The organism is Stutzerimonas chloritidismutans AW-1 (assembly GCF_000495915.1).
Lineage (GTDB): Bacteria > Pseudomonadota > Gammaproteobacteria > Pseudomonadales > Pseudomonadaceae > Stutzerimonas > Stutzerimonas chloritidismutans.
The window spans coordinates 90,705-112,777 of the sequence record NZ_AOFQ01000026.1 but is presented as its reverse complement, the minus strand read 5'-3'; the positions used below and the strand labels follow the sequence as shown (position 1 = coordinate 112,777).

Annotated in this window: 20 protein-coding genes; 13 read left to right on the top strand and 7 right to left on the bottom strand. The window is 64.9% G+C overall.

Annotation, left to right across the window (positions count from 1 at the left end):
• The first annotated feature begins 516 nt into the window (after window positions 1-516).
• A complete protein-coding gene (ureG, locus tag F753_RS33740; protein WP_023444945.1) occupies window positions 517-1,131 on the top strand; it encodes an urease accessory protein UreG in 615 nt (204 codons plus the stop codon).
• Between the two features lie 77 nt (window positions 1,132-1,208).
• On the top strand, window positions 1,209-1,781 hold the full coding sequence (locus F753_RS33735) for a HupE/UreJ family protein (protein ID WP_023444944.1): 573 nt from the start codon (window positions 1,209-1,211) through the stop codon (window positions 1,779-1,781).
• Between the two features lie 15 nt (window positions 1,782-1,796).
• Here F753_RS33735 and F753_RS33730 read toward each other — a convergent pair whose 3' ends face one another.
• The 3 genes from F753_RS33730 to scpC all read right to left on the bottom strand — a co-directional run bounded on the left by F753_RS33730 (window position 1,797) and on the right by scpC (window position 5,331).
• Complete coding sequence (locus tag F753_RS33730; protein ID WP_014818983.1) at window positions 1,797-2,039, bottom strand: DUF2789 domain-containing protein; 243 nt, start codon at window positions 2,037-2,039, stop codon at window positions 1,797-1,799.
• 83 nt (window positions 2,040-2,122) lie between these two features.
• Window positions 2,123-3,598, bottom strand: coding sequence for an AMP nucleosidase (gene amn, locus F753_RS33725; protein ID WP_023444943.1), 1,476 nt, complete (start codon window positions 3,596-3,598; stop codon window positions 2,123-2,125).
• A gap of 221 nt (window positions 3,599-3,819) precedes the next feature.
• Complete coding sequence (scpC, locus tag F753_RS33720; RefSeq protein WP_023444942.1) at window positions 3,820-5,331, bottom strand: succinyl-CoA:acetate CoA-transferase ScpC; 1,512 nt, start codon at window positions 5,329-5,331, stop codon at window positions 3,820-3,822.
• A 522-nt stretch (window positions 5,332-5,853) separates the two neighbouring features.
• Between scpC and F753_RS33715 the strand changes: the two genes are divergently transcribed.
• Window positions 5,854-6,696 (top strand): ion transporter, encoded by an 843-nt coding sequence (locus F753_RS33715; protein ID WP_023444941.1) that lies wholly within the window; start codon window positions 5,854-5,856, stop codon window positions 6,694-6,696.
• Window positions 6,697-6,718: 22 nt separating this feature from the next.
• Here F753_RS33715 and F753_RS33710 read toward each other — a convergent pair whose 3' ends face one another.
• Together F753_RS33710 and F753_RS33705 are read right to left on the bottom strand one after the other, a co-directional pair.
• Window positions 6,719-8,365 carry an acyl-CoA dehydrogenase family protein gene (locus tag F753_RS33710; protein WP_023444940.1) on the bottom strand — a complete coding sequence of 549 codons (1,647 nt, stop codon included), beginning with the start codon at window positions 8,363-8,365 and terminating at the stop codon, window positions 6,719-6,721.
• A gap of 129 nt (window positions 8,366-8,494) precedes the next feature.
• Complete coding sequence (locus F753_RS33705) at window positions 8,495-10,495, bottom strand: sensor histidine kinase (RefSeq protein WP_023444939.1); 2,001 nt, start codon at window positions 10,493-10,495, stop codon at window positions 8,495-8,497.
• Window positions 10,496-10,719: 224 nt separating this feature from the next.
• Between F753_RS33705 and F753_RS33700 the strand changes: the two genes are divergently transcribed.
• The 10 genes from F753_RS33700 to lnt all read left to right on the top strand — a co-directional run bounded on the left by F753_RS33700 (window position 10,720) and on the right by lnt (window position 20,286).
• Complete coding sequence (locus tag F753_RS33700) at window positions 10,720-11,514, top strand: hydroxymethylpyrimidine/phosphomethylpyrimidine kinase (RefSeq protein WP_023444938.1); 795 nt, start codon at window positions 10,720-10,722, stop codon at window positions 11,512-11,514.
• 14 nt (window positions 11,515-11,528) lie between these two features.
• The gene (gene thiE, locus F753_RS33695) at window positions 11,529-12,170 is read left to right on the top strand and encodes a thiamine phosphate synthase (RefSeq protein WP_023444937.1); all 642 of its coding nucleotides are present in this window, start codon (window positions 11,529-11,531) and stop codon (window positions 12,168-12,170) included.
• Between the two features lie 55 nt (window positions 12,171-12,225).
• On the top strand, window positions 12,226-13,509 hold the full coding sequence (gene hemL / locus F753_RS33690) for a glutamate-1-semialdehyde 2,1-aminomutase (protein WP_023444936.1): 1,284 nt from the start codon (window positions 12,226-12,228) through the stop codon (window positions 13,507-13,509).
• An 8-nt stretch (window positions 13,510-13,517) separates the two neighbouring features.
• Window positions 13,518-14,141: a hypothetical protein gene (locus F753_RS33685; protein ID WP_023444935.1), complete on the top strand. Its 624-nt coding sequence runs from the start codon at window positions 13,518-13,520 to the stop codon at window positions 14,139-14,141.
• Between the two features lie 117 nt (window positions 14,142-14,258).
• Window positions 14,259-14,795, top strand: coding sequence for a tetratricopeptide repeat protein (locus tag F753_RS33680; RefSeq protein WP_014818973.1), 537 nt, complete (start codon window positions 14,259-14,261; stop codon window positions 14,793-14,795).
• A gap of 97 nt (window positions 14,796-14,892) precedes the next feature.
• Complete coding sequence (gene miaB / locus F753_RS33675) at window positions 14,893-16,206, top strand: tRNA (N6-isopentenyl adenosine(37)-C2)-methylthiotransferase MiaB (protein ID WP_023444934.1); 1,314 nt, start codon at window positions 14,893-14,895, stop codon at window positions 16,204-16,206.
• 119 nt (window positions 16,207-16,325) lie between these two features.
• Window positions 16,326-17,333 carry a PhoH family protein gene (locus F753_RS33670; protein WP_023444933.1) on the top strand — a complete coding sequence of 336 codons (1,008 nt, stop codon included), beginning with the start codon at window positions 16,326-16,328 and terminating at the stop codon, window positions 17,331-17,333.
• A complete protein-coding gene (ybeY, locus tag F753_RS33665; RefSeq protein ID WP_023444932.1) occupies window positions 17,326-17,808 on the top strand; it encodes an rRNA maturation RNase YbeY in 483 nt (160 codons plus the stop codon). Before F753_RS33670 ends, ybeY begins: the two co-directional genes overlap by 8 nt.
• Before the next feature lie 9 nt (window positions 17,809-17,817).
• Window positions 17,818-18,660 (top strand): CorC family transporter, encoded by an 843-nt coding sequence (locus F753_RS33660; RefSeq protein WP_003301723.1) that lies wholly within the window; start codon window positions 17,818-17,820, stop codon window positions 18,658-18,660.
• 117 nt (window positions 18,661-18,777) lie between these two features.
• Entirely contained in the window at window positions 18,778-20,286 is a 1,509-nt protein-coding gene (gene lnt / locus F753_RS33655) for an apolipoprotein N-acyltransferase (RefSeq protein ID WP_023444931.1), read from the top strand.
• 249 nt (window positions 20,287-20,535) lie between these two features.
• On the opposite strand, the gene F753_RS33650 is transcribed toward lnt, so the two are convergent.
• A complete protein-coding gene (locus F753_RS33650; RefSeq protein ID WP_023444930.1) occupies window positions 20,536-21,309 on the bottom strand; it encodes a YdcF family protein in 774 nt (257 codons plus the stop codon).
• A 60-nt stretch (window positions 21,310-21,369) separates the two neighbouring features.
• Entirely contained in the window at window positions 21,370-21,777 is a 408-nt protein-coding gene (locus F753_RS33645) for a hypothetical protein (RefSeq protein ID WP_003301719.1), read from the bottom strand.
• Between the last annotated feature and the right edge of the window lie 296 nt (window positions 21,778-22,073).

The window sequence follows — 22,073 nt, the reverse complement described above, 5'->3', positions numbered from 1 at the left end:
CCGGCGCTCCGCGCTTTCCTCGGCGCGAGCGACAGGTTGCGCCTCTCACGGCGCCTTACTTTTCTTTGCACGCGCAAAGAAAAGTAAGCAAAAGAAAGCGCGCCCCTGCATCCGGCCCTGCGCTACGCGCAGGGTTCGTTCACTCCATCGCCGCTCCAAGGGCCGGCTTACAAGGGCCATCCATGGCCCTTTAAGCCTTTCGCCGCATCCATGCGGCTCATCCCCTTACGCAACGATTCCGCTCACCCTCCTGAAGGGGAATCGGGTGTTGCCTGTCAGGACGTGGATGGAAAAGCGAATGCCAGTGCAACGCAATATAGGGTGGAAAACTGCGCAGCATTTTCCACCACAGGCTACAACCACGCTCTCGCCGGACCATGGCGGATTACTTTTCAAAACGGTGGGTAAGCTTCGCATTACCCACCCTACGGACTTCGCGCCCCTCCGCGCACCACGGCAGCACGCCCTTCGCATCAACCCCAAGGCAGCCACACCGCCTTCCAGAGGAGACCACCCATGAACACCCAACCCCTGCGCGTCGGCATCGGCGGGCCGGTCGGTTCCGGCAAGACCGCGCTGACCCTCGCCCTGTGCCAGGCCCTGCGCGACCGCTACAACCTCGCCGTGGTGACCAACGACATCTACACCCAGGAAGACGCCCAGTTCCTCGTGCGTAACGAGGCCCTGGAGCCCGAGCGGATCATCGGTGTGGAAACCGGCGGCTGCCCGCATACCGCGATCCGCGAGGACGCCTCGATCAACCTCGAAGCCGTCGACCAGCTCAACCGGCGCTTCCCCGGCCTTGACCTGATCATCGTCGAGTCCGGTGGCGACAACCTTTCGGCGACTTTCAGCCCGGAGCTGTCAGACCTGACCATCTATGTGATCGACGTATCGGCTGGCGACAAGCTGCCACGCAAGGGCGGCCCGGGTATCTGCAAGTCCGACCTATTGGTGATCAACAAGGTCGACCTGGCGCCCATGGTCGGCGCCTCCCTGGAGGTCATGGACCGCGACACCCGCAAGATGCGTGGCGACAAGCCTTTCGTCTTCAGCAACCAGAAGGTCGGCCAGGGTCTCGAGGAAATCATCGCCTTTATCGAGAAACAGGGAATGCTCAGCGCCGCGTGACCTCGCCCAACCAACGGAAATCGACCGAGTGCCAGCTTCTCGGTCCAGCTCTCAGCCTTGCAATCAGAGGAACTCGCATGAACGTACAGAAAATCCTGGTCACCTCCGCCCTGCTGCTCAGCCCGGCGCTGGCCCTGGCTCACCCTGGGCATGACCACACCGGCGTGCTGTCCGGTATCGCCCACCCGATCTTCGGTCTCGACCATCTGCTGGCCATGCTCGCGGTGGGTCTATGGGCTGCCCAGCAGACTGGCAAGGCGCGCTGGGCGCTACCGCTGACCTTCGTCGCGACCATGCTGTTCGGTGGGCTGACCGGCTTTGCCGGGATCGAGATGCCGCTGATGGAAACCGGCATTGCCGGCTCGGTACTAGCCCTAGGCCTGCTGGTTGCCCTGGCGGTGCGCCCACCGCTGGTAGTGGCTGCCGCACTGACCGCGCTGTTCGCCGCCAGCCACGGCGTTGCCCACGGCCTGGAACTGCCAGAGCTATCCAGCCCGTGGGGTTATGCCGCCGGCTTCGTTATCGCCACTGCCGCTCTGCATGCCGCCGGTTATGCGCTGGTGCGTTACCTGCCGCAGGCCGCCGCGCCACTGGTGCGCATCGCCGGTGCTGCTTCAGCAGTCACGGGCGCCTGGCTGCTGGCCAGCTGAGAACTAGGCCATGCCTCAGTGATAGCGCCGTCGCAGCGCAACATTGAGGCGATCGACCACTTCGGCCCAGTCGGCATCCTCGAGGATTTCCTCGCGCAGGAAAGCCGCCTGGGCTGGCGTCCAGAACGACGCATCGGCCAGATAGACGTCTTCGGCCAGGGGTGAGTGGGTTTCGATAAAGCGCCTGATCGAGACATCATCGTTGGGCAGGCCCAATTGCTCGAACAGGTTATGGAAGGCGTGGATCGACTGTTCCATGTTGAACCTCCGGTGCTGACGCGGGAATGAACGATGTGAGTATCGTCCATTCCCACGAAACCGCCGTGGCAGCGCATGCTGATTCAGCGGAACGGCGGCTCGTCAAAGCTGCGTAGCTTGCGCGAATGCAGCGAGTTGAGCTGGCTGCGCAGCAGTTCCAGTGCGGTGATGCCGATTTTCAGGTGCTGGGTCACGGCCCGCTCGTAGAACGCATTGGCCGAGCCGGGCAGCTTGATCTCGCTGTGCAGCGGCTTGTCCGATACGCAGAGCAAGGTGCCGTACGGCACCCGCAGGCGGTAGCCCTGGGCGGCGATGGTGCCGCTTTCCATGTCCACCGCTACCGCGCGCGAAAGGTTGATCAGCGGCCTTTCCTGCGCCCAGCGCAGCTCCCAGTTGCGATCGTCGTAGGTCAGCACGGTGCCGGTACGCAAACGCTTCTTCAGCGCTTCGCCCTGTTCGCCGGTGACCGTCGCGGCGGCATCCTGCAGCGCCTGCTGCACCTCGGCCAGTGCAGGCAGCGGGATGTGCGGCGGCAGTACGCGATCGAGGATGCCATCGCGGCGCATGTAGGCGTGGGCCAGCACGTAGTCGCCGATGGATTGCGACTGCCGCAGCCCGCCGCAGTGACCGATCATCAGCCAGCAGTGCGGGCGCAGCACGGCGAGGTGGTCGGTGATGTTCTTCGCATTGGACGGGCCGACGCCGATGTTGACCAGGGTGATGCCGTGGCCGTCCTCGGCGATCAGGTGATAGGCCGGCATCTGGTAGCGGTGCCACATCACGCCACCGATGATCGCCTGCGCCTCGCCCTCCTCCATGCCGCGCTCGATGATCACGTTGCCCGGCAAGACCATGCGCGTGAAGCGGGTGTCGTCGCGCAGCATGTCGAGGCCGTGGCGGATGAACTGGTCGACGTAGCGGTGGTAGTTGGTCAGCAGGATCCACGGCTGTACGTGGCGCCAATCGCTGCCGGTGTAGTGCACCAGCCGGCGCAGCGAGAAGTCCACCCGCGCGCCATCGAACAGTGCCAGCGGATAGGGATCGGCGTGCTCCCAGTCGTAGAGCCCGTCGGCGATATCGTCGGTAGCGGCGGACAGGTCGGTGCTGGGGAATACCCGCGCCAGCTCGGCGGCGGTCACACCGGTGCCGGCCAGCTCGTCGCCCTGCTCGATGACGTACGGATAAGGGATGTTGCGGTCGCTCATGCCGACCTCAACGGTGACGTTAAAGTCCTGGATCAGCGGTTTCAGCTGATCGAGCAGATAGGCGCGGAACGCCGCCGGATGGGTCACAGTGACGCTGTACACGCCGGGTGCCTGGACCTTGGCGTAGGCACGGGTCGAGGCCGGCACTTCGCCGTGGCACTCGTAGGTCAGGCGCAGCTGCGGGTAGCGGAACAGGTTGCGCTCCGCGGCACTGGGCTCGGTGCGGCTGGTTACGTAGCGTTTGAGCGCCTGGTTGAGCGCCGCTGTGGCCTGCGCGTGCAGCTCGGCCAGCTTGTCGACCGCCTCCTCAGCGCAGGTGGCGACGGTGAAGGTTCTGGATTCGTTGGAAGTCATGGCTCATCCTGGCTTAACACACGGGCCTATCTTGGCTGCATTTGGTGACGGATGTATACGCAGCCGAGCGGTTGGAGCCGCATCCGAGACGCCGGCGCGCTGGAAATGTGCGCCGTCATCGGCGAAAAAAAATCCGACGCCAGAGCCTGGCGTCGGATTCGGGCACCGCTTCGAGCCCGCCGCCGATGCATTGCTGCATCAGCCGCACAGGCTCCTACCGATTACTTGTCCAGCAGCATGGTGCCGTTCTTGGCGAAGTTGGCATGCCAGGAGAAGGCTTTTTCCAGCACGTGCGGGGTGTGGCCGCCACGCTGCTTCGCCTCTTCGAGGTAGGCGAGCGCCTGGGCCCGGTAATCCGGGTGCATGCAGTTGTTGATGATTCGCGCCGCCGCCTCGACGGGCGCCAGCCCGCGCAGATCGGCATAGCCCTGCTCGGTGATGATCACGTCGACGTCGTGGTTGGTGTGATCCACATGCGTGACGAACGGTACTATGGAGGAGATCTTGCCGTCCTTCGCCGTCGAGGTCGTCACGAAGATGCTGATACGTGCGTTGCGGGCGAAGTCACCCGAGCCGCCGATACCATTCATCATGTGGGTGCCGTTGACGTGCGTGGAGTTCACGTTGCCGTAGATGTCGGCTTCCAGCGCAGTGTTGAAGGAGATGATCCCCAGCCGGCGGATCACTTCCGGATGATTGGAGATCTCCTGCGGACGGAACACCACCTTGCCGGCGTACTTGGCGAGGTCCGAGGCCAGGTTGTCCACGCGCTTCTTCGACAGGGAGAAGGCGGTGGCGGCGGCGAACTTCACCACTCCGGCGTCGATCAGGTCGAAAACGCCGTCCTGCAGCACTTCGGAAGCGACGGTCAGGTCCTTGAACTCGGAAGTCTTCATGCCGGCCAGCACCGCGTTGGCTACCGAGCCCACACCGGACTGCAGCGGAGCCAGGCTGTTGGTCAGGCGTCCCAGCTTCACTTCCTCACGCAGGAAGTCCAGCAGGTTGTCGGCGATTTTCTGGGTTTCGGCGTTCGGCTCGAACAGCGGGGAAGGAATGTCCGGCTCGCTGGACAGCACGATACCGCGCACCTTGGCAGGATCGACCGGGATACCGATCGAGCCGATGCGCTTGCTGACGTTGTAGACCGGGATGTCCTTGCGCGAATCCTCGCCGGCCGGGCCGGGGATGTAGATGTCGTGCATGCCTTCGTACTCGCGCGGAGCAGAGGTGTTCAGCTCGATGATCACGTGCTTGGCGTTCTGCACGAAGATCGGCGAGTTACCGACCGAACCGGTCGGGATGATCTGGCCATCCTCGGTGATGGCCGCCGCCTCGATGATGGCGTAGTCGACCTGTGGCAGCACGCCTTGACGCAGCAGTTCCGCGGTATGGGACAGGTGCTGGTCGATGTAGAGCACCTCGCCAGCGTTGATTTTCTTGCGCTGCACCGGGTTGCCCTGATACGGAATGCGCTTGTTGATGATGCCGGCTTCGGCCATCGACTGGTCGGCTGCCGGGCCCATGGACGCGCCGGTGAACAGGTTGACCTTGAATTTCTCGCGCTGGCCGCGTTCGGACAGTGCCTTCGGAAACACCTTCGGCTCCCCGAACAGGGTGAAGCCGCTCATGCCCAGCGTCATGCCGTCCTCGATCCACGACGCGGCCTCTTCTGCCGAGACGACCTTGTCGAGAAACGCTGCGTTGCGGATGTACTTGTTTAGATCGGTTGCCATGAACTCACCTCAGAAACTCATCGAATGCTCGTCCGTGAAGGCTCTGCAAAGAAATTCGCCAGGCCTGACGAGGCAGGGAGACGGCCACTTGATGTCCGGAGACAAAGCGCCCATGTCTTTTGCCGCTCAAATCGGAACCTCAAAAAATCATGCGGCACTTGCAACCCCGTAACGTAGTCGCTCGCCCCATTCTAGGAGCACCAGCTCGTTTGGCTGTTATACAAAGGTACTAGCAGGCCGCCGCACAGGAGAGGTCATAGCCGGTATCGACGCCCAGCGCAACCGCGACCGGCCGGCGGCGAGGCGTTCGCAGGCCGCACTTCACGCGGTTAAACCGGGCCACCCAGGCTGTCGCCGCGCCCAAAGCGCCGCCTGAACGCTGTCAAATCAGGAAACGAACCGGGCACCGCCGTCACTTCCCCGCGCTGGTCTTCGCCACCATACTCGCGCCCGCCCGACTGTATTCAACGGTAGCCCCACGGTCGCGGGCAGGGCGATGATCGAAACAGACAGGTAGGCATCATGCAGGCAACACCCGTGGAAACGAGTACTCGTCGTCGACTGCAACAGCTCATTGAGCAGCCAGCCGTTCAGCGCAGCATTCTGCTGCTGATCGTGATCAACGCGGCCATCCTCGGCATGCAGACCTCGCCGGCACTGGTGGCCAGCTGGGGCGAGCTGCTCAGAGTGCTCGACATGTTGATCCTCGGCGTATTCGTGGTGGAAATCGCAGCGCGCATCTACGTTCATCGCGCGGCGTTTTTCCGTGATCCCTGGAGCCTGTTCGATTTCACCGTGGTTGCCATCGCGCTGGTGCCCGCCAGCGGCCCGTTCAGCGTTCTACGTGCCCTGCGCGTACTGCGGGTGATGCGCATGGTCACGATGGTGCCGTCGATGCGCCGCGTGGTTGGCGCGCTGCTGTCAGCCATTCCCGGTCTTGGCTCGATTGCCATGGTGCTGGCGCTGGTCTTCTACGTTTCCGCAGTGATCGCCACCGGGCTGTTCGGCGCCGACTTCCCCGAGTGGTTCGGCAACCTCGGTCGTTCGATCTACACACTGTTCCAGGTGATGACGCTGGAAAGCTGGTCGATGGGCATCGTGCGCCCGCTGATGGACGTATTCCCCTACGCCTGGGTGTTCTTCATCCCGTTCATCCTGATTGCCACCTTCACCATGCTCAACCTGTTCATCGCCATCATCGTCAACGCGATGCAGACGGTTACCGATGCGGAGCACGAAGCCACCCAGGCGAGCATCGAGGCGGCGCGCGAGCACATCGAGGCGGACCTGCATGAGGAGGTCCGCGCCCTGCGTGGGGAAATCGCCGAGCTCAAGGACCTGCTACGCGGGCAGGCGCGCCGCTAGGCGACGCAACCCTGCCACGGAGTCACAGATGCGGCGCACTGCGCGCCAGCAGCGCGTCGATGTCGAGCCCGCGCGGCAACGTTCCATAAACCCGCCCGTGCACTTCCAGGCGACTGGCGATGAAGGCATCCGAAACGGCGGCGTTGCCCGCTTCGAGCAGCAGTTTGGCCTGCAGGCCGACGGCAACGTCCTCGGTGAGCTGGCGGGCGCGGTACTGGATGTCCTCGGTATCGCCGAAGGCGGCCTTCAGCCGCCGGATATGCGCCTTCAGGCGGGCGTCGCCGTGACCGTCGCCGAGCTCGGCGAACAGTACTTCGAGCACGCCCGGCTCCTTCGATAGCGCGCGCAAGACGTCGAGGCACTGCACGTTGCCGGAACCTTCCCAGATGGAATTCACCGGTGCCTCGCGATACAGCCGCGGCAGGATGGTTTCCTCGACGTAGCCGGCACCGCCCAGGCATTCGCTGGCCTCGGCGATCATGTTCGGCGCGCGTTTACAGATCCAGTACTTGCCGATGGCGGTGACCAGCCGGGCGAACTTGTCTTCGTGCTCATCATGGCGATTGTCCTGGGCACGGCCCATGCGCAGGGTCAGCGCCAGCGCCGCTTCGCTTTCCAGGGCGAGATCGGCCAGTACGTTCTGCATCAGCGGCTGCTCCAGCAGGACCCGGCCGCCGACCTGGCGGTGCGCGCAATGGTGCATGGCCTGGGTCAGGGCCTGACGCATCAGCGAGCTGGAACCGATCATGCAATCGAAACGGGTCGAGGAGACCATCTCGATGATGGTCGGCACGCCGCGCCCTTCCTCACCGACCATCCAGGCCAGCGCGCCGCGGTACTCGACTTCGCTGGAGGCGTTGGCCCAGTTGCCCAGCTTGTTCTTCAGGCGCTGGATGTAGAACTGGTTGCGCGTGCCATCCGGGCGATGGCGCGGCAGCAGGAAGCAGGACAGGCCCTTGTCGGTCTGCGCCAGGGTGAGGAACGCATCGCACATCGGCGCCGAACAGAACCACTTGTGCCCGACCAGCTCGTAGGTCTGCCCGGGGCCACCGGCGCCAACCGGATAGGCGCGTGTGCTGTTGGCGCGCACGTCGGTGCCGCCCTGCTTCTCGGTCATCGCCATGCCGATGGTCACGCCGGCCTTCTGCTCCATCGGCAGGTTACGCGGGTCATATTCGCGGGCGAGGATCTTCGGCAGCCAGCGTTCGGCTAGGTCAGGCTGCAGGCGTAGCGCCGGCACGCTGGCGTAGGTCATGGTCAACGGGCAGCTGCTGCCGGCTTCGGCCTGGTTGTGCAGGTACATCAGCGCCGCACGGGCCACTTGGGCACCGGGCTGCGGATCGCTCCAGGGCAGCGACGGAATGCCGTGCTCGACGGCAGCACGCATCAGTTCGTGATAAGCGGGGTGAAACTCCACCAGATCGATGCGATGGCCGTAGCGGTCATGACTCCTGAACACCGGCCTGTTCTCGTTGGCGAGAAAGCCGGCCTGCATCAAGGGCCCGCCGGCGAGCGCGCCGTAACGGTCCAGTCGATCTTCCGCCCAGCTGCCGTGGTAGCGCTGCACCCACTGCTGCAATGGCAGGTCGATGCGGTAGAGGTTGGCGCCATCCAGCGGCGGCACCTGATTGGTGACCTCATGGGTTTCGGCGCAGGTCTGCAGGTTCATCTAGCGTCCTCCTTCGATACCGATGCCGCGACGGTGCCAGCAAGCGTAGTCCGCGCTCGCGATGGATCAGCAGTGAACCATGCTGTACGGCGACGGTTGAAGCGAGGTATCGGCCAAAAGGTCCGCGCGTCAGGCAATCGGCGCGCTGGGCGGAAGTCCGTTGGCACGGCCCGCGGCGAGCCCATCCGCGGCGCTCAGCGGCAGGCGCAGGCGCACGCAGAAGCGGCTACCCAGCCCCGGTCGCGATTGCTGATCGAGCTGTCCACCCATCACTTCGATCAGCCCCCGACTGATTGCCAGGCCGATGCCGAGGCCGCCGTAGCGCCGGGTCATGGAGCCGTCGACCTGACGGAACTGGTGATAGAGAAAGGCCTGATCGGCGTCGCTGAAACCGATGCCGCTGTCGACGACCTCGATATTCAGCAGCAGCTCGCGCTGCTCCACCGCGCCGGCGAAACGCAGCGTGACGGCTCCGCGGGAAGTGAACTTGACGGCGTTGTCGAGCAGATGACAGATGCTCTGTTCCAGCTTCTCGCCATCGCCGTACACGCGGTCGGGCAGTTTCTCGTCGAACTCGAGATCGAAGGCCAGGCCCTTGTCCTGCGCCCGCGGGTCGAACTGCTGCTGCAGCCGTGCCGCAGTTTCCCGCAGACTGAAACGCTGATCCTGCAGGCGCAGCTTGCCGGCGCGCAGTTCGCTGAGCACCAGGATGTTGTTGACTAGGCGCATCATGTCGCGCGCCGAGCCGGTGGCGATGTGCTGGTATTGCTGCAGCTCTTCCGCCGTATCCGAGCTCGGCAACAGCTCCAGGGCGCCCATGACACCCATCATCGGCGTGCGCAGTTCGTGGCTGATATTGGAGAGAAACTCGTCCTTGAGCCGGTTGCTCTCGGCCAGCTCGCTGTTCAGCTGTTCCAGCTCGGCGCGGGCGTTTTCCAGGATCTTCGCCCGCTCGTCCTTCAGCGCGTTGATGCGATCGGCCAGCGCCATCGACAGCAGCACTACTTCCAGCGCGGCGCCAAGCTGGCTGGCGTACATGGTCAGGAAGTTGTGCGGCAGGTGCCCGAGCACCATCAGCGTGTTGATCTGCCCGCCGACCAGCAGCGCGCTCCAGGCGATGATGAAGTAGCGCGCCACGCGCATGCCACGCAGCCAGGCCAGGATGCCGGCGGCAAACACCGCCAGGGTGAACAGCAGCGCCAGCGCGGTGGCCAGGCGCAGGGCCACTCCGTAATCGGCGGCCATTGCGAGCGCCATCACCAGCACCGAGAAGACAATGATCAGCCGCAGCAGCCAATCCACCCAGCGGCTGTGCTCGGCGGTGCGCAGGAAGCTGCGGGTAAACAGGCAGCCGAACAGCCCGGTGGCCCCGATCAGCAGCGGCGTCGCGGCATTGGCCCACCAGGGACGATCCGGCCAGAGGAACTGCACACCGGCACCGTTCACCGAGACCTGGTAGAGGCCGAACGCGGCGATGTAGAGGATGTAGTAGAGATAGCTGGGATCGCGGATGCTGATATAGATGAACAGGTTGTAGACCAGCATCGCCAGCAGTACGCCGTAGATCATGCCCAGCACATAGAGCCGCCCGGGTTGCGCCTCAAGATAGGCGTGATGCGACCAGAGACTCAGGGGCACCTGGATCGAACCCTCGCTTTGCACGCGCAGGTACAGGCGCTGGGGCCGATCGGTCGGCAGCTGCACTTCGAACAGGTAGTTACCCTGGCCGATCTCGCGGCTGGCCCAGGGGCGGGTGTCGCCAGTGTCGCGGGCCAGGCGGTAACCGCCTTTGCCGTCCGGCAGGTACAGCTGCAGGCTGTCGAGCGGCGGATAGGCCACCTCCAGCAACCAGCGTCGCGCGCCTTGCACGGTTTGCGGACGGTAATGCAGATCGACGCGCACCCAATGCGCGGAGCGCGAATAGCCGGCGTTGAACACCGCGGTCCGGTGAGGCAGGAAGTGACTTTCGAACGCGGGCGAGGCGACCTCGTCGATCTGCGCGTTGCCTAGTGGATCCTCGAACACCCGCATGTGCTGCCCGAGTGGCAGGTGACGGGGGTGTTCGTCCAGTTCGACGGCAGCGGCCAGGGCCGGCAAGAGGGCCAGGATAAGCAGGAAGACGTACCGCATGATGCCTCGTGCAGGCCAGGCGACGAAAACGGATTCACGCCCCGCGAACCCCGCCACCCGGTCCGAAAACCAAAGTGCCAGCAATCTACCACAGCGATGGTTGCAGCCGGAAAAGGCGAATGCCTGAGGGATCGATCGTCCGATGGCCGGCGAGCTCCGCAGCGGCGGTTAAACGCACAACTGCCGCGTCCCGCCAGCGCTGTTTGGTGATAAGCTCGCACGCCATGAAAAACCCTACTTCAAGACCCGTCGTCCTCTGTCTGTCCGGCCATGATCCCAGTGGCGGCGCCGGCCTGCAGGCGGACATCGAAGCCCTCCTGGCGCAAGCCTGTCACGCCGCACCGACGGTCACCGCACTGACCGTGCAGGACACCGTCAACGTCACCGACTTCCGCGTCCTCGACCGCGAATGGGTGCTCGCCCAGGCCAACGCAGTGATCGCCGATATGCCGATCGCGGCAGTCAAGCTCGGCATGCTCGGCTCGGTGGAAATGGTCGAGACCGTTCTCGAGATCATGGCCAGGCTGCCCGGCGTGCCGCTGGTCTGCGATCCGGTACTGCGCGCCGGTGGCGGCGGCGCGCTGGGCAAGGATGATGTCGGCTTCGCCATGCGCGAGCGGTTGTTCCCGGTGTCGACCATCGCCACACCGAACCTGCCGGAAGCCCGCATCCTCGCCGAGCTGCCCGAGGGCAGCGCCGACGAATGTGCCGAACGCCTGCTGCCGCACATCCGCCACCTGCTGATCACCGGCGGCCACGGCGATGAAAGCGAAGTGCATAACCGTCTTTACTGCCGCGATGGTAGCCGCCACGATTTCACCTGCGCGCGCCTGCCTGGCAGCTATCACGGTTCCGGCTGCACACTGGCCAGCGCCCTGGCCGGCCGTTTGGCGCTGGGCGAGGAGCTGACCAGTGCCGTCCGTTCGGCGCTCGACTACACCTGGCGCACCCTGCGCGATGCCGAGGCGCCCGGCCACGGGCAATTCGTCCCGCGGCGCCTGCCACTGGACCTGGTCTGACTGGAGAGCAGCGCATGAAGGATTCGGCCCGCCTGCGCGGCCTGTACGCCATCACCGATAGCAAGTTGCTCGCCGAGGGCCGTTTGCTGCCGTATGTCGAAGCCGCGTTGAAAGGTGGCGCCCGCCTGCTGCAGTACCGCGACAAATCCAGTGACGAGGCCCGTCGCTTGCGTGAGGCCGATGCGTTGCAGGAACTCTGCGCCCGCCATGGCGCGCAACTGATCATCAACGACGACGCCGAGCTGGCGGCGCGACTGGGTGTCGGCCTGCACTTAGGCCAGGAAGATGGCTCGCTGGCCGCCGCCCGTGCCCTGCTCGGCCGCCAGGCAATCATCGGCGCCACCTGCCATGCGCAGCTGCCGCTGGCCGAGCAGGCCGCGCGTGAGGGCGCCAGCTATGTCGCCTTCGGCCGCTTCTTCCAGTCGCAGACAAAGCCGGGCGCACCCTCGGCCGGTCCCGAGCTGCTGCGCGAGGCCCGCGCCCGCATTGGCCTGCCGATTGTCGCCATTGGCGGCATCACGCCGGAAACGGCACCAAGCCTGATCGCCGAGGGCGTGCAGATGATCGCCGTGGTGCACGCGCTGTTCGCCGCTGACAGCCCCGCCGAGGTCGAGCGCCGCGCCAGAGCGTTCAGCCAGTTGTTCAATACCCCCTGATTCCGCCACGGCTGACCCGCCATACGGCGGTCAGCCCCTGTTCTGCGAGGCCCGCATGTCCCGTTCCGAAACCCTTTTTGCCAGCGCCCAGACCCACATCCCTGGCGGCGTCAATTCCCCCGTGCGCGCCTTTCGCAGCGTCGGCGGCACCCCGCTGTTTTTCAAACACGCCGCCGGCGCCTATGTGATCGACGAAGATGACAAGCGCTACGTCGACTACGTCGGCTCCTGGGGCCCGATGATTCTCGGCCACAGCCACCCTGAGGTGCTCGATGCCGTGCGCCGCCAGCTCGAACACGGGCTGTCCTACGGCGCGCCGACCGCCATGGAAACCGAGATGGCCGAACTGGTCTGCCGCTTGGTGCCATCCATGGAGATGGTGCGCATGGTCAGCTCCGGCACCGAAGCGACCATGAGCGCAATCCGCCTGGCCCGTGGTTACACCGGCCGCGATGACATCATCAAGTTCGAAGGTTGCTACCACGGTCACTCCGACAGCCTGCTGGTCAAAGCCGGCTCCGGCGCCCTGACCCAGGGCGTGCCGAGCTCGGCCGGGGTGCCGGCGGATTTCGCCAAGCACACCCTGACCCTGGCCTACAACGACCTAGCAGAAGTCGAAGCCACGCTGAAGGAAAAAGGCGAGCAGGTCGCCTGCATCATCGTCGAGCCGGTCGCCGGCAACATGAACTGCGTTCCCCCGGCACCAGGCTTCCTCGAAGGCCTGCGCGCCCTGTGTGACGCGTATGGCGTGGTGCTGATCTTCGACGAAGTGATGACCGGTTTCCGCGTCGCCCTCGGCGGCGCCCAGGCCTACTACGGCGTGACTCCGGACCTGTCGACCTTCGGCAAGATCATCGGCGGCGGCATGCCGGTCGGCTGCTTTGGCGGCAAGCGCGCCATCATGCAGCACATCGCCCCGCTTGGCCCGGTTTACCAGGCCGGCACCCTGTCGGGCAATCCACTGGCGATGGCCGCGGGCCTGACCACGCTGGGCCTGATCAGCCGCCCCGGCTTCCATGACGAACTGAGCGCCTACACCAGCCGTATGCTGCAAGGCCTGCAGGACCGCGCCGATGCCGCTGGCATCCCCTTCGTCACCACCCAGGTCGGTGGCATGTTCGGTCTGTATTTCAGCGGCGCCGATGACATCGTGACCTTCGCCGATGTCATGGCCAGCGATGCCGATCGCTTCAAGCGCTTCTTCCATCTGATGCTCGAAGGCGGCGTCTACCTGGCACCGAGCGCGTTCGAGGCCGGTTTCACCTCCATCGCCCATGGCGACGCCGAGCTCGCAATCACTCTGGATGCCGCCGAGCGCGCCTTCGCCAAGCTCAAGTGAACCCGACGATGGAATTGCTGCAGAGCATCCTGCTCGCCCTGACTGCCGGCACCAGCGCACTGCTGATCGGCCGCGCCCGGCGCCGTTACGGCGAGGCGGACCAGCCAGCGCTGTTCAGCGCACTGCTTGGCTTCATCCTGACGGCCGCCAGCGCTGCGTGCGCCGCGGCGAGCGTGCTTGGCATGGACCTGGAGGAGGCGCACCAGTGGCTGGAGCGCGCCAGCCTGCTGCTCGGTTTGCCGCTGATCGCGGTGGCTGCGCTGACCCTGGCGCGGCGCTGGGTGTGGAGTCGACCGAACTGGGGTCGCGTGGTGTTGGGGCTGTGCGTGTTCTTCGAACTGGCGCGACAGCTGGGCTGGAGCGAGCCCTACGCCTTCGGCCTGATGCTGACCAGTGCGCTGCTGGTGGTCTACGCCGGCGCGCTGCGATGGCCGGCAAGCCTGCCGACCCTTGCCGGCCTGGCGGCTGGCGCGCTTCTGCTGGGCGCGGCACCGCTGCCGAACGGCGGGTCGATCATCCAGCCGCTCGGCGACCTGGGGCCGCTGCTATTGGCGATCGCCAGCCCGCTGCTGACCATTCTGCTGGTGCGCCTGCCGGGCAGCACACGTGAGGACAGTCCGGCAGTCGCATAAAAAGCCGATGACAGGCGGTTAAAGGCTTTGTAAGCAGGCTGCAGCTTATCCATAATGTGACGGCTGGCTCGTTCCAGCCTTTCATTACCGCCCTGCTCCTCGAGGCGCCAGATTTTCATGATCCGCACCGGCCGCATCCTGTCTTTGGGCTGTCTGCTGCTTCTCTCGCCTCTCACGGCCCTGGCCGGCGGGAATACCCTGCTGATCCCGGCGACCGCGCGCTGCGCGCTCGACACCCTTCCCGAAGAACTCCCCGAAGCACTGCGCAACTGCCAGCAGGCCGCCAGCGAAGGCGATGTGCAAGCCGCCTACGAGCTGGGCGAGTTTCACTACGACGGCAAGCGTGCGCCACGCGACCTGGCCAAGGCGCTGTACTGGTTCGAGCAGGCCTCACTGCGCGGTCATGCAGCCGCGCAACACCGGCTCGGCGTGATGTTCTTCCGCGGCGAAGGGGTCAAGGCCAACAACGTCCAGGCCTACATCGTGCTGAAGATGGCTGCCGTGAATGGCGAAGACGATGCGCTGGATACCGCCGACCGAGTTTCCGGACAGATGCGTCGCGACGAGCTGGAAATTGCCACCCAGGTCCTCGGGCAGATCTTCCGCGACTACCTGATGCAACTGCAGGCCGCCGACGCGCCGCAGATCCCCTGAACAATCGAGAAACCCCGCGGCATCCACCCGCGCTTTCCCCTGCTCGGTCGTGGGCATATAATCGCCGGTCATTTTTTGCACAACGCCGGCCCGTAACATGACCCGCAAGCTTTTCATCGAAACCCATGGCTGCCAGATGAACGAGTACGACAGCTCGCGCATGGTGGACCTGCTGGGCGAACACCAGGCCATGGAGATCACCGAGAACCCGGCAGAAGCCGACGTGATTCTTCTCAATACCTGCTCGATCCGCGAAAAGGCCCAGGAAAAGGTCTTCTCGCAACTGGGTCGCTGGCGCGAACTGAAGCTGGACAATCCGCAACTGGTGATCGGCGTCGGCGGCTGCGTGGCCAGCCAGGAAGGCGCGGCCATTCGCGACCGCGCCCCGTACGTCGACGTGGTCTTCGGGCCGCAGACCCTGCATCGTCTGCCGGAAATGATCGACGCCGCGCGCACCACCAAGAAACCGCAGGTGGACATTTCGTTCCCCGAGATCGAGAAGTTCGACCGCCTGCCAGAGCCGCGCGTCGACGGCCCCAGTGCTTTCGTTTCGGTCATGGAAGGCTGCAGCAAGTACTGCACCTTCTGTGTGGTGCCCTACACCCGCGGCGAAGAAGTCAGCCGCCCGCTGGCCGACGTGCTGGCGGAAGTCGTCCACCTGGCCGAAAACGGCGTGAAGGAAGTCACCCTGCTGGGGCAGAACGTCAATGGCTATCGCTACGACGGGCATGACTTCGCCGACCTGCTGCACGCCGTCGCCGCGGTAGAAGGCATCGGCCGTATCCGCTACACCACCAGCCATCCACTGGAGTTCTCCGACGCGATCATCCAGGCCCATGCGGACATCCCGCAGCTGGTGAAATATCTGCATCTGCCGGTGCAGGCCGGGTCCGACCGCATCCTCGCGGCGATGAAGCGCAACCACACCGCCCTGGAGTACAAGTCGCGCATCCGCCGGCTCAAGGCCGCAGTGCCGGACATTCTGATCAGTTCGGACTTCATCGTCGGCTTCCCCGGCGAGACCGACAAGGACTTCGAGCAGACCATGAAGCTGATTGAGGACGTCGGCTTCGACTTTTCCTACTCCTTCGTCTACAGCTCGCGCCCCGGCACCCCGGCCGCGGATCTGGCCGACGACACCCCGGACGAGGTGAAAAAGCAGCGCCTGGCGATCCTCCAGCAGCGCATCAATCAGCAGGGCTTCGAGAACAGCCGACGGATGGTAGGTACCACTCAGCGCATCCTCGTCAGCGACTACTCGAAGAAGGACCCTGGCATGCTGCAGGGCCGTACCGAGCACAATCGCATCGTCAACTTCCGCTGCGACAACCCGCGACTGATCGGCCAATTCATCGACGTGCACATCGACGACGCGCTGCCGCACTCGCTACGTGGCACCTTGCTAGGTTGAGAACCGGGCATGCGGCCCCCATGTGATTGCATCGGGGCCGCGACTGCGCTTTCCGCTTTGCGCCCGCGGCGCTATTCTTCCCTCACCACTTCGCCGACCACGGCCACATATAAAAGCCCTTGAACGCACCCATAGAACCGCATCGTTTCACCCTCGAACCCTTTGAAGCCCGTCGCTTCGCCAATCTCTGCGGCCAATTCGACGAGCATCTGCGCCTGATCGAACAGCGCCTGGAACTGGAAATCCGCAACCGCGGCAACCAGTTCGAGCTGATCGGCCCAACCGACGCGGCCAAGTCTGCCGAACAGCTGCTACGCCGGCTGTACCGGAAAACCAAGAACACCGAGCTCTCTCCGGACATGGTGCATCTGTACCTGCAGGAATCCGGAATGGAGGAGCTGGCCAATCCGAATGCGCACCAAGGCGTCGCCCTGCGCACCAAGAAGGGCATGATCCGCCCCCGCGGTGCGAATCAGCAGCGCTACGTCAAAGCCATCCTCGACAACGACATCAACTTCGGCGTCGGTCCGGCTGGTACCGGCAAGACCTACCTCGCCGTCGCCTGTGCCGTGGACGCGCTGGAGCGCGAACAGGTGCGCCGCATACTCCTTGTACGCCCGGCGGTGGAAGCCGGCGAGAAGCTCGGCTTCCTGCCCGGCGACCTGGCACAGAAGATCGACCCCTACCTGCGCCCCCTCTACGACGCGCTCTACGAGATGCTCGGTTTCGAGCATGTGGCACGGCTGATCGAGAAACAGGTGATCGAGATCGCCCCGCTGGCCTACATGCGCGGCCGCACGCTGAACAACAGCTTCATCATCCTCGATGAAAGCCAGAACACCACCCAGGAACAGATGAAGATGTTCCTTACGCGGATCGGCTTCGGCTCCACCGCGGTGATCACTGGCGACATCACCCAGGTCGACCTGCCCCGCGGCACCAAGAGCGGTCTGGCGCACGTCATCGAGGTGCTCAAGGACGTCAACGGCATCAGCTTCACCCACTTCAAGCCAAAGGACGTCGTTCGCCATCCGCTGGTGCAGCGCATCGTCGAGGCCTACGAGTCCTTCGAGGATCGCCAGTCGCCGGCCAGCAAGCGTGCCGCGCAGGACGCCAGCGATGATTGAGCTCGACCTGCAGTGCGCCAGCACGGGCGCTGCGCCGGCCCTCGCCGATCTGCAGCGCTGGTGCGAACTGGCGCTACGCCAGCGTAGCGGCGACTCGGAGCTGACCATTCGCCTGGTGGACGAGGAAGAAGGGCGCGAGCTGAACCGCACCTGGCGGCAGAAGGACTACGCGACCAACGTGCTGTCGTTCCCGGCAGACGTTCCCGACGAACTGCTGGACATCCCGCTGCTCGGCGACCTGGTCATCTGCGTACCGGTGGTCGAGCGCGAAGCCGCCGAACAGGGCAAGGCTCTGACGGCACACTGGGCACATCTGGTCATCCATGGCTGTCTGCATCTGCTCGGCTACGATCACATCGACGATGCCGAAGCCGAAGAGATGGAAGAGCTGGAGCGTCAACTGCTGGCCGAGCTGGGTCATCCCGACCCCTATGCCGAAGAATCGCCCGTCATGGGCACTTGCAAGGACTCCTGAGTCAACGACATGAGCGAAGATCGATCGATCAGCGGGCAGAAGACCTGGCTGGAAAAAATCACCCAGGCTTTTGCCCATGAGCCCAAGAATCGCCAGGAGCTGCTGGAAATCCTGCGCGAAGCCCATCAGAACAAGCTGCTCGACAGCGAGGCGCTGGCCATCGTCGAAGGTGCCATCCAGGTCGCCGATCTGCAGGTACGCGACATCATGGTGCCGCGTTCGCAGGTGATCAGCATCAAGGCCGATCAATCCCCCCGCGAGTTTCTGCCGGCCATCATCGGTGCCGCACACTCGCGTTATCCGGTCGTCGGTGAAAGCCTCGATGAAGTGATCGGCGTGCTGCTGGCCAAAGACCTGCTGCCGCTGATCCTCAAGGATGAACACCACAGTTTCGACATCAAGGATCTGCTGCGCCCGGCCACCTTCGTGCCGGAGTCCAAGCGTCTCAACGTACTGCTGCGCGAATTCCGCGCCAACCATAACCACATGGCCATCGTCATCGACGAGTACGGCGGCGTGGCCGGCCTGGTGACCATCGAAGACGTGCTGGAGCAGATCGTCGGCGACATCGAGGACGAGCATGACGTCGAGGAAGACAGCTACATCCGCCCGCTGCCCAGCGGCGACTTCCTGGTCAAGGCGCTCACTCCGATCGACAGCTTCAACGAGTACTTCGGCAGCGCCTTCCCCGACGACGAATTCGATACCGTCGCCGGCCTGGTGATGAGCACCTTCGGGCACCTGCCCAAGCGCAACGAAGTCACCGAGATCGACGGGTTCCGCGTGCGTGTGCTCAACGCCGACAGCCGCCGTGTGCATATGCTGCGCCTGAGCCGCACCGCGGGCGCGTAAGCCGGCACGAGCCGTTCCGCGCAGCCGACCCTGCGCGGACGCTCGTCCGCCAGCTGCTTGCCGGCCAACTTCATCGCCCTTAGCCTCCCTCCCCGCACCGCTGCGCAAGGAACTTCCATGCACTGGATCACCCGTCCCGGATGGCCGGGCAACCTGCTGGCACTGGTCGCCGGCACACTGACCACGCTGTCGCTGGCGCCTTTCGACATCTGGCCGCTGGCGCTGCTCTCGGTGGCGCTGCTGTACCTTGGCCTGCGCGAAACCGCAGCGAAGCAGGCGGCGCAGCGCGGCTGGTGCTACGGCTTTGGGCTATTCGCCTCGGGGGTCAGCTGGGTCTACGTCAGCATCCATGACTTCGGCGCGGCCTCGCCGGCGCTGGCCGGATTGCTCACTCTCGGCTTCGTCGCCGGCCTGGCGCTGTTCTTCGCCCTGCTCGGCTGGCTCTGGGTGCGCCTGCTGCGCAATCGCCATTCCGCACTTGGCGATGCGCTGGCCTTCGCCGCACTCTGGCTGGCGCTGGATGCGCTGCGTGGCTGGATTCTCACCGGCTTTCCCTGGCTGTACATTGGCTACAGCCAGCTGGATGGTCCGCTGGCCGGACTGGCTCCGCTCGGCGGGGTCTGGCTGCTGAGCTTTGCCGTCGCACTGAGCGCCACCCTGCTCGCGGCGATCCCGCGACTGCTTGCCGACGAAGCACGCCTGGCCGCCGCCGTCGTGCTGCTGCTTTCCCCCTGGCTGGCAGGCCTGGCACTCAAGGACCATGCCTGGACGACCAGCAAGGGCGAACCGCTGACCGTTGCCGCAGTGCAGGGCAACGTCGCACAAAGCATGAAGTGGGACCCGAAGAAGCTCGAGATGCAGCTGCTGCTGTATCGCGACATGACCTTCGGTAGTCGCCCGGCAGACCTGATCGTCTGGCCGGAAACCGCCGTGCCGATCCTCAAGGATCATGCCGAGGGCTACCTGACGATGATGGCCGGCTTCGCCAACCAGCGCGAATCGGCACTCATCACCGGCGTACCGGTACGCCAGCCCAATGCGGCTGGCGAGCTGCGCTATTACAACGGGCTGACCAGCACCGGTGACGGTGCCGGCACCTATCTCAAGCAGAAACTGGTGCCGTTCGGCGAGTACGTACCGCTGCAGGATCTGCTGCGCGGCCTGATCGCCTTCTTCGACCTGCCGATGTCCGACTTCGCCCGCGGCGAATCCGGCCAACCACTGTTGCAGGCGAAGGGCCTGCAGATCGCGCCATACATCTGCTACGAGGTGGTCTACCCGGAGTTCGCCGCAGGGCTCGCGGCGCAGAGCGATCTGCTGCTGACGGTGAGCAACGATGCCTGGTTCGGCCGCTCCATCGGTCCGCTGCAACACCTGCAGATGGCGCAGATGCGCGCTCTGGAAGCCGGGCGCTGGATGATCCGCGCGACGAACAACGGCATCACCGTGCTGATCGACCCCTACGGCCAGATCACCGAGCAGATTCCGCAGTTCGAACAGGCCGTGCTGTATGGCGAAGTCACCCCGATGCAGGGGCTGACGCCGTATCTGCGCTGGCGCTCCTGGCCGCTGATCGCGGTATGCGTGCTGCTGCTCGGTTGGGCACTGATCAGGCGCAAGGCATAGCCTCATCTATGCGAAGCTGCTGGGTCCTGAACGGGTCTTTTGGCTGCCGCTGAGAGGGCTTCATCGCAAGCCAGGCGGTTATGCTGAGCGCTGCGCCGCTCTTGACTGCGAAAGTCCAGCTCCGAGCTGGCTTTGTTCGCGGCCAAGGCCGCTCCTACAGCCGCCAACGTGGGGGCGACCTTGACCGCGAATGGCGAGTTGCGGGCTGAGGCTCACCCACGACCGTACACTCAGGTTAATGCGTTCGACTCAGTCGTTCGCGGAGCGGTACACAAGCGGGTAAACCGCCATACCGACGACCTCGTTGAGCAACATGCCGTTCTGCCAGAAGGCCTTGGCCTCCGGCAACCAGCCATTCAACGGCCGACGATTGGGCACGCCCATGAAGCCCACCGGCGCAGCGATCACCTCGATCCCGTTCTGCTCGAAGCACCAGCGCGAGCGCGGCATGTGCGAGGCGGATGTCACCAGCACCACCCGCTCGATGCCCGCCGCACGCAGCATCTCGGCGCTGAAAACCGCGTTCTCCCAGGTCGTCCGGCTACGCTCCTCGAGCCAGCGCGTGGCGACGCCAAAGTCGCGCTGCAGCACCTCCGCGCCGAGCATCGCCTCGCTGGGTGGCTGGCCGTAGTGCAGCCCGCCACTGGTGAGAATCGGCAGGCCGCTGGTCTTGGCTAACCGCGCCGCATAACGCAAGCGCTCCAGCGCGATGTAGCCGGGCTGATCGCCGCCCCATGCCGGATCACTCTGCTCGCGCCCGGCCCCCAGCACCACGATGGCGCCGGCCTCTTCATCCAGCTGCATCCACTGCGCCTCGGCCAGCGCCGGCTCGCGCTCAACCAGTCGCGCCGTCCATTCGACGACGACCGGCAGGCTCATCAACCAGAGCCCAACCAACCCCGTGACGAAGCACAGCGCCGCCAGCTTTGGCGCGCGCCGGCGCAGCCACCATCCGAGCAACAGCAGGAGCAGCAGCACGCCCGGCGGCAAAAGCAGCTGCTTGAAGAAATAGCGAATCGGCATCCGACCTCCGCGGCAAAGGCAGACACTCTAGCCGCAGCCGGAGGATTTGTCGGCCACTGTTCAATGCCGCGGATAAGTGTGCAGACGCTGCCTGGCGCGCAGCAGCTGCGACCCGCAGACGTGGCAGGCTGCGGGGCCGGCGCCTTCCGGCCAACTCACTTCGGCGTTGCACAGCGCGCAACTCAGCGTCTGTTGCAACGCCAGCGGCGCGTGGCGGCCATGCGCGCCGTGCCGTTGTCGACTACCGCTGCGCACAGCCGGACGCAGTGCCTGGCGCGACAGGTGAGCCTGCTCCTCAGCCGCGGCATGCCAGCCCGAGAGCCATTGGGAATCACGCTGCAGATACGCACGGATCAGCTCGAATTCCGCCGGCGTCAAACCGCGTACTTCCAGCTCGCCAGCACCGTCCGCATCACCGGACGTGGCACGTTCGGCCTCCTGCAGGGCCGAGCTCAGTCGCTGCAACACCCTTGCATAAAGACTACTGTCCTCAGATCGTGGCTCTCGGTCCATCAACCTCACCTCACATTCGTCCCGCCCCTGGATCAAGCGTAGCTCAGCCTGACGCACTCAAGCCGCGCACGACGGACGGAGCTCTGGAGCAGCGGCAAATGGGGTTTCCCTAGGCCGCGGGGGGTCATGTATGCTACGGCGCTTCCATGCCTCCGCCCGCAGCCCGCCGGGTCGCGTTAGCGCCAGGTCCGCCGGACCTGCCAACGTGCCCGCGACAACGCATTCGCGGAGAGCCAGCCCCCATCCCAACG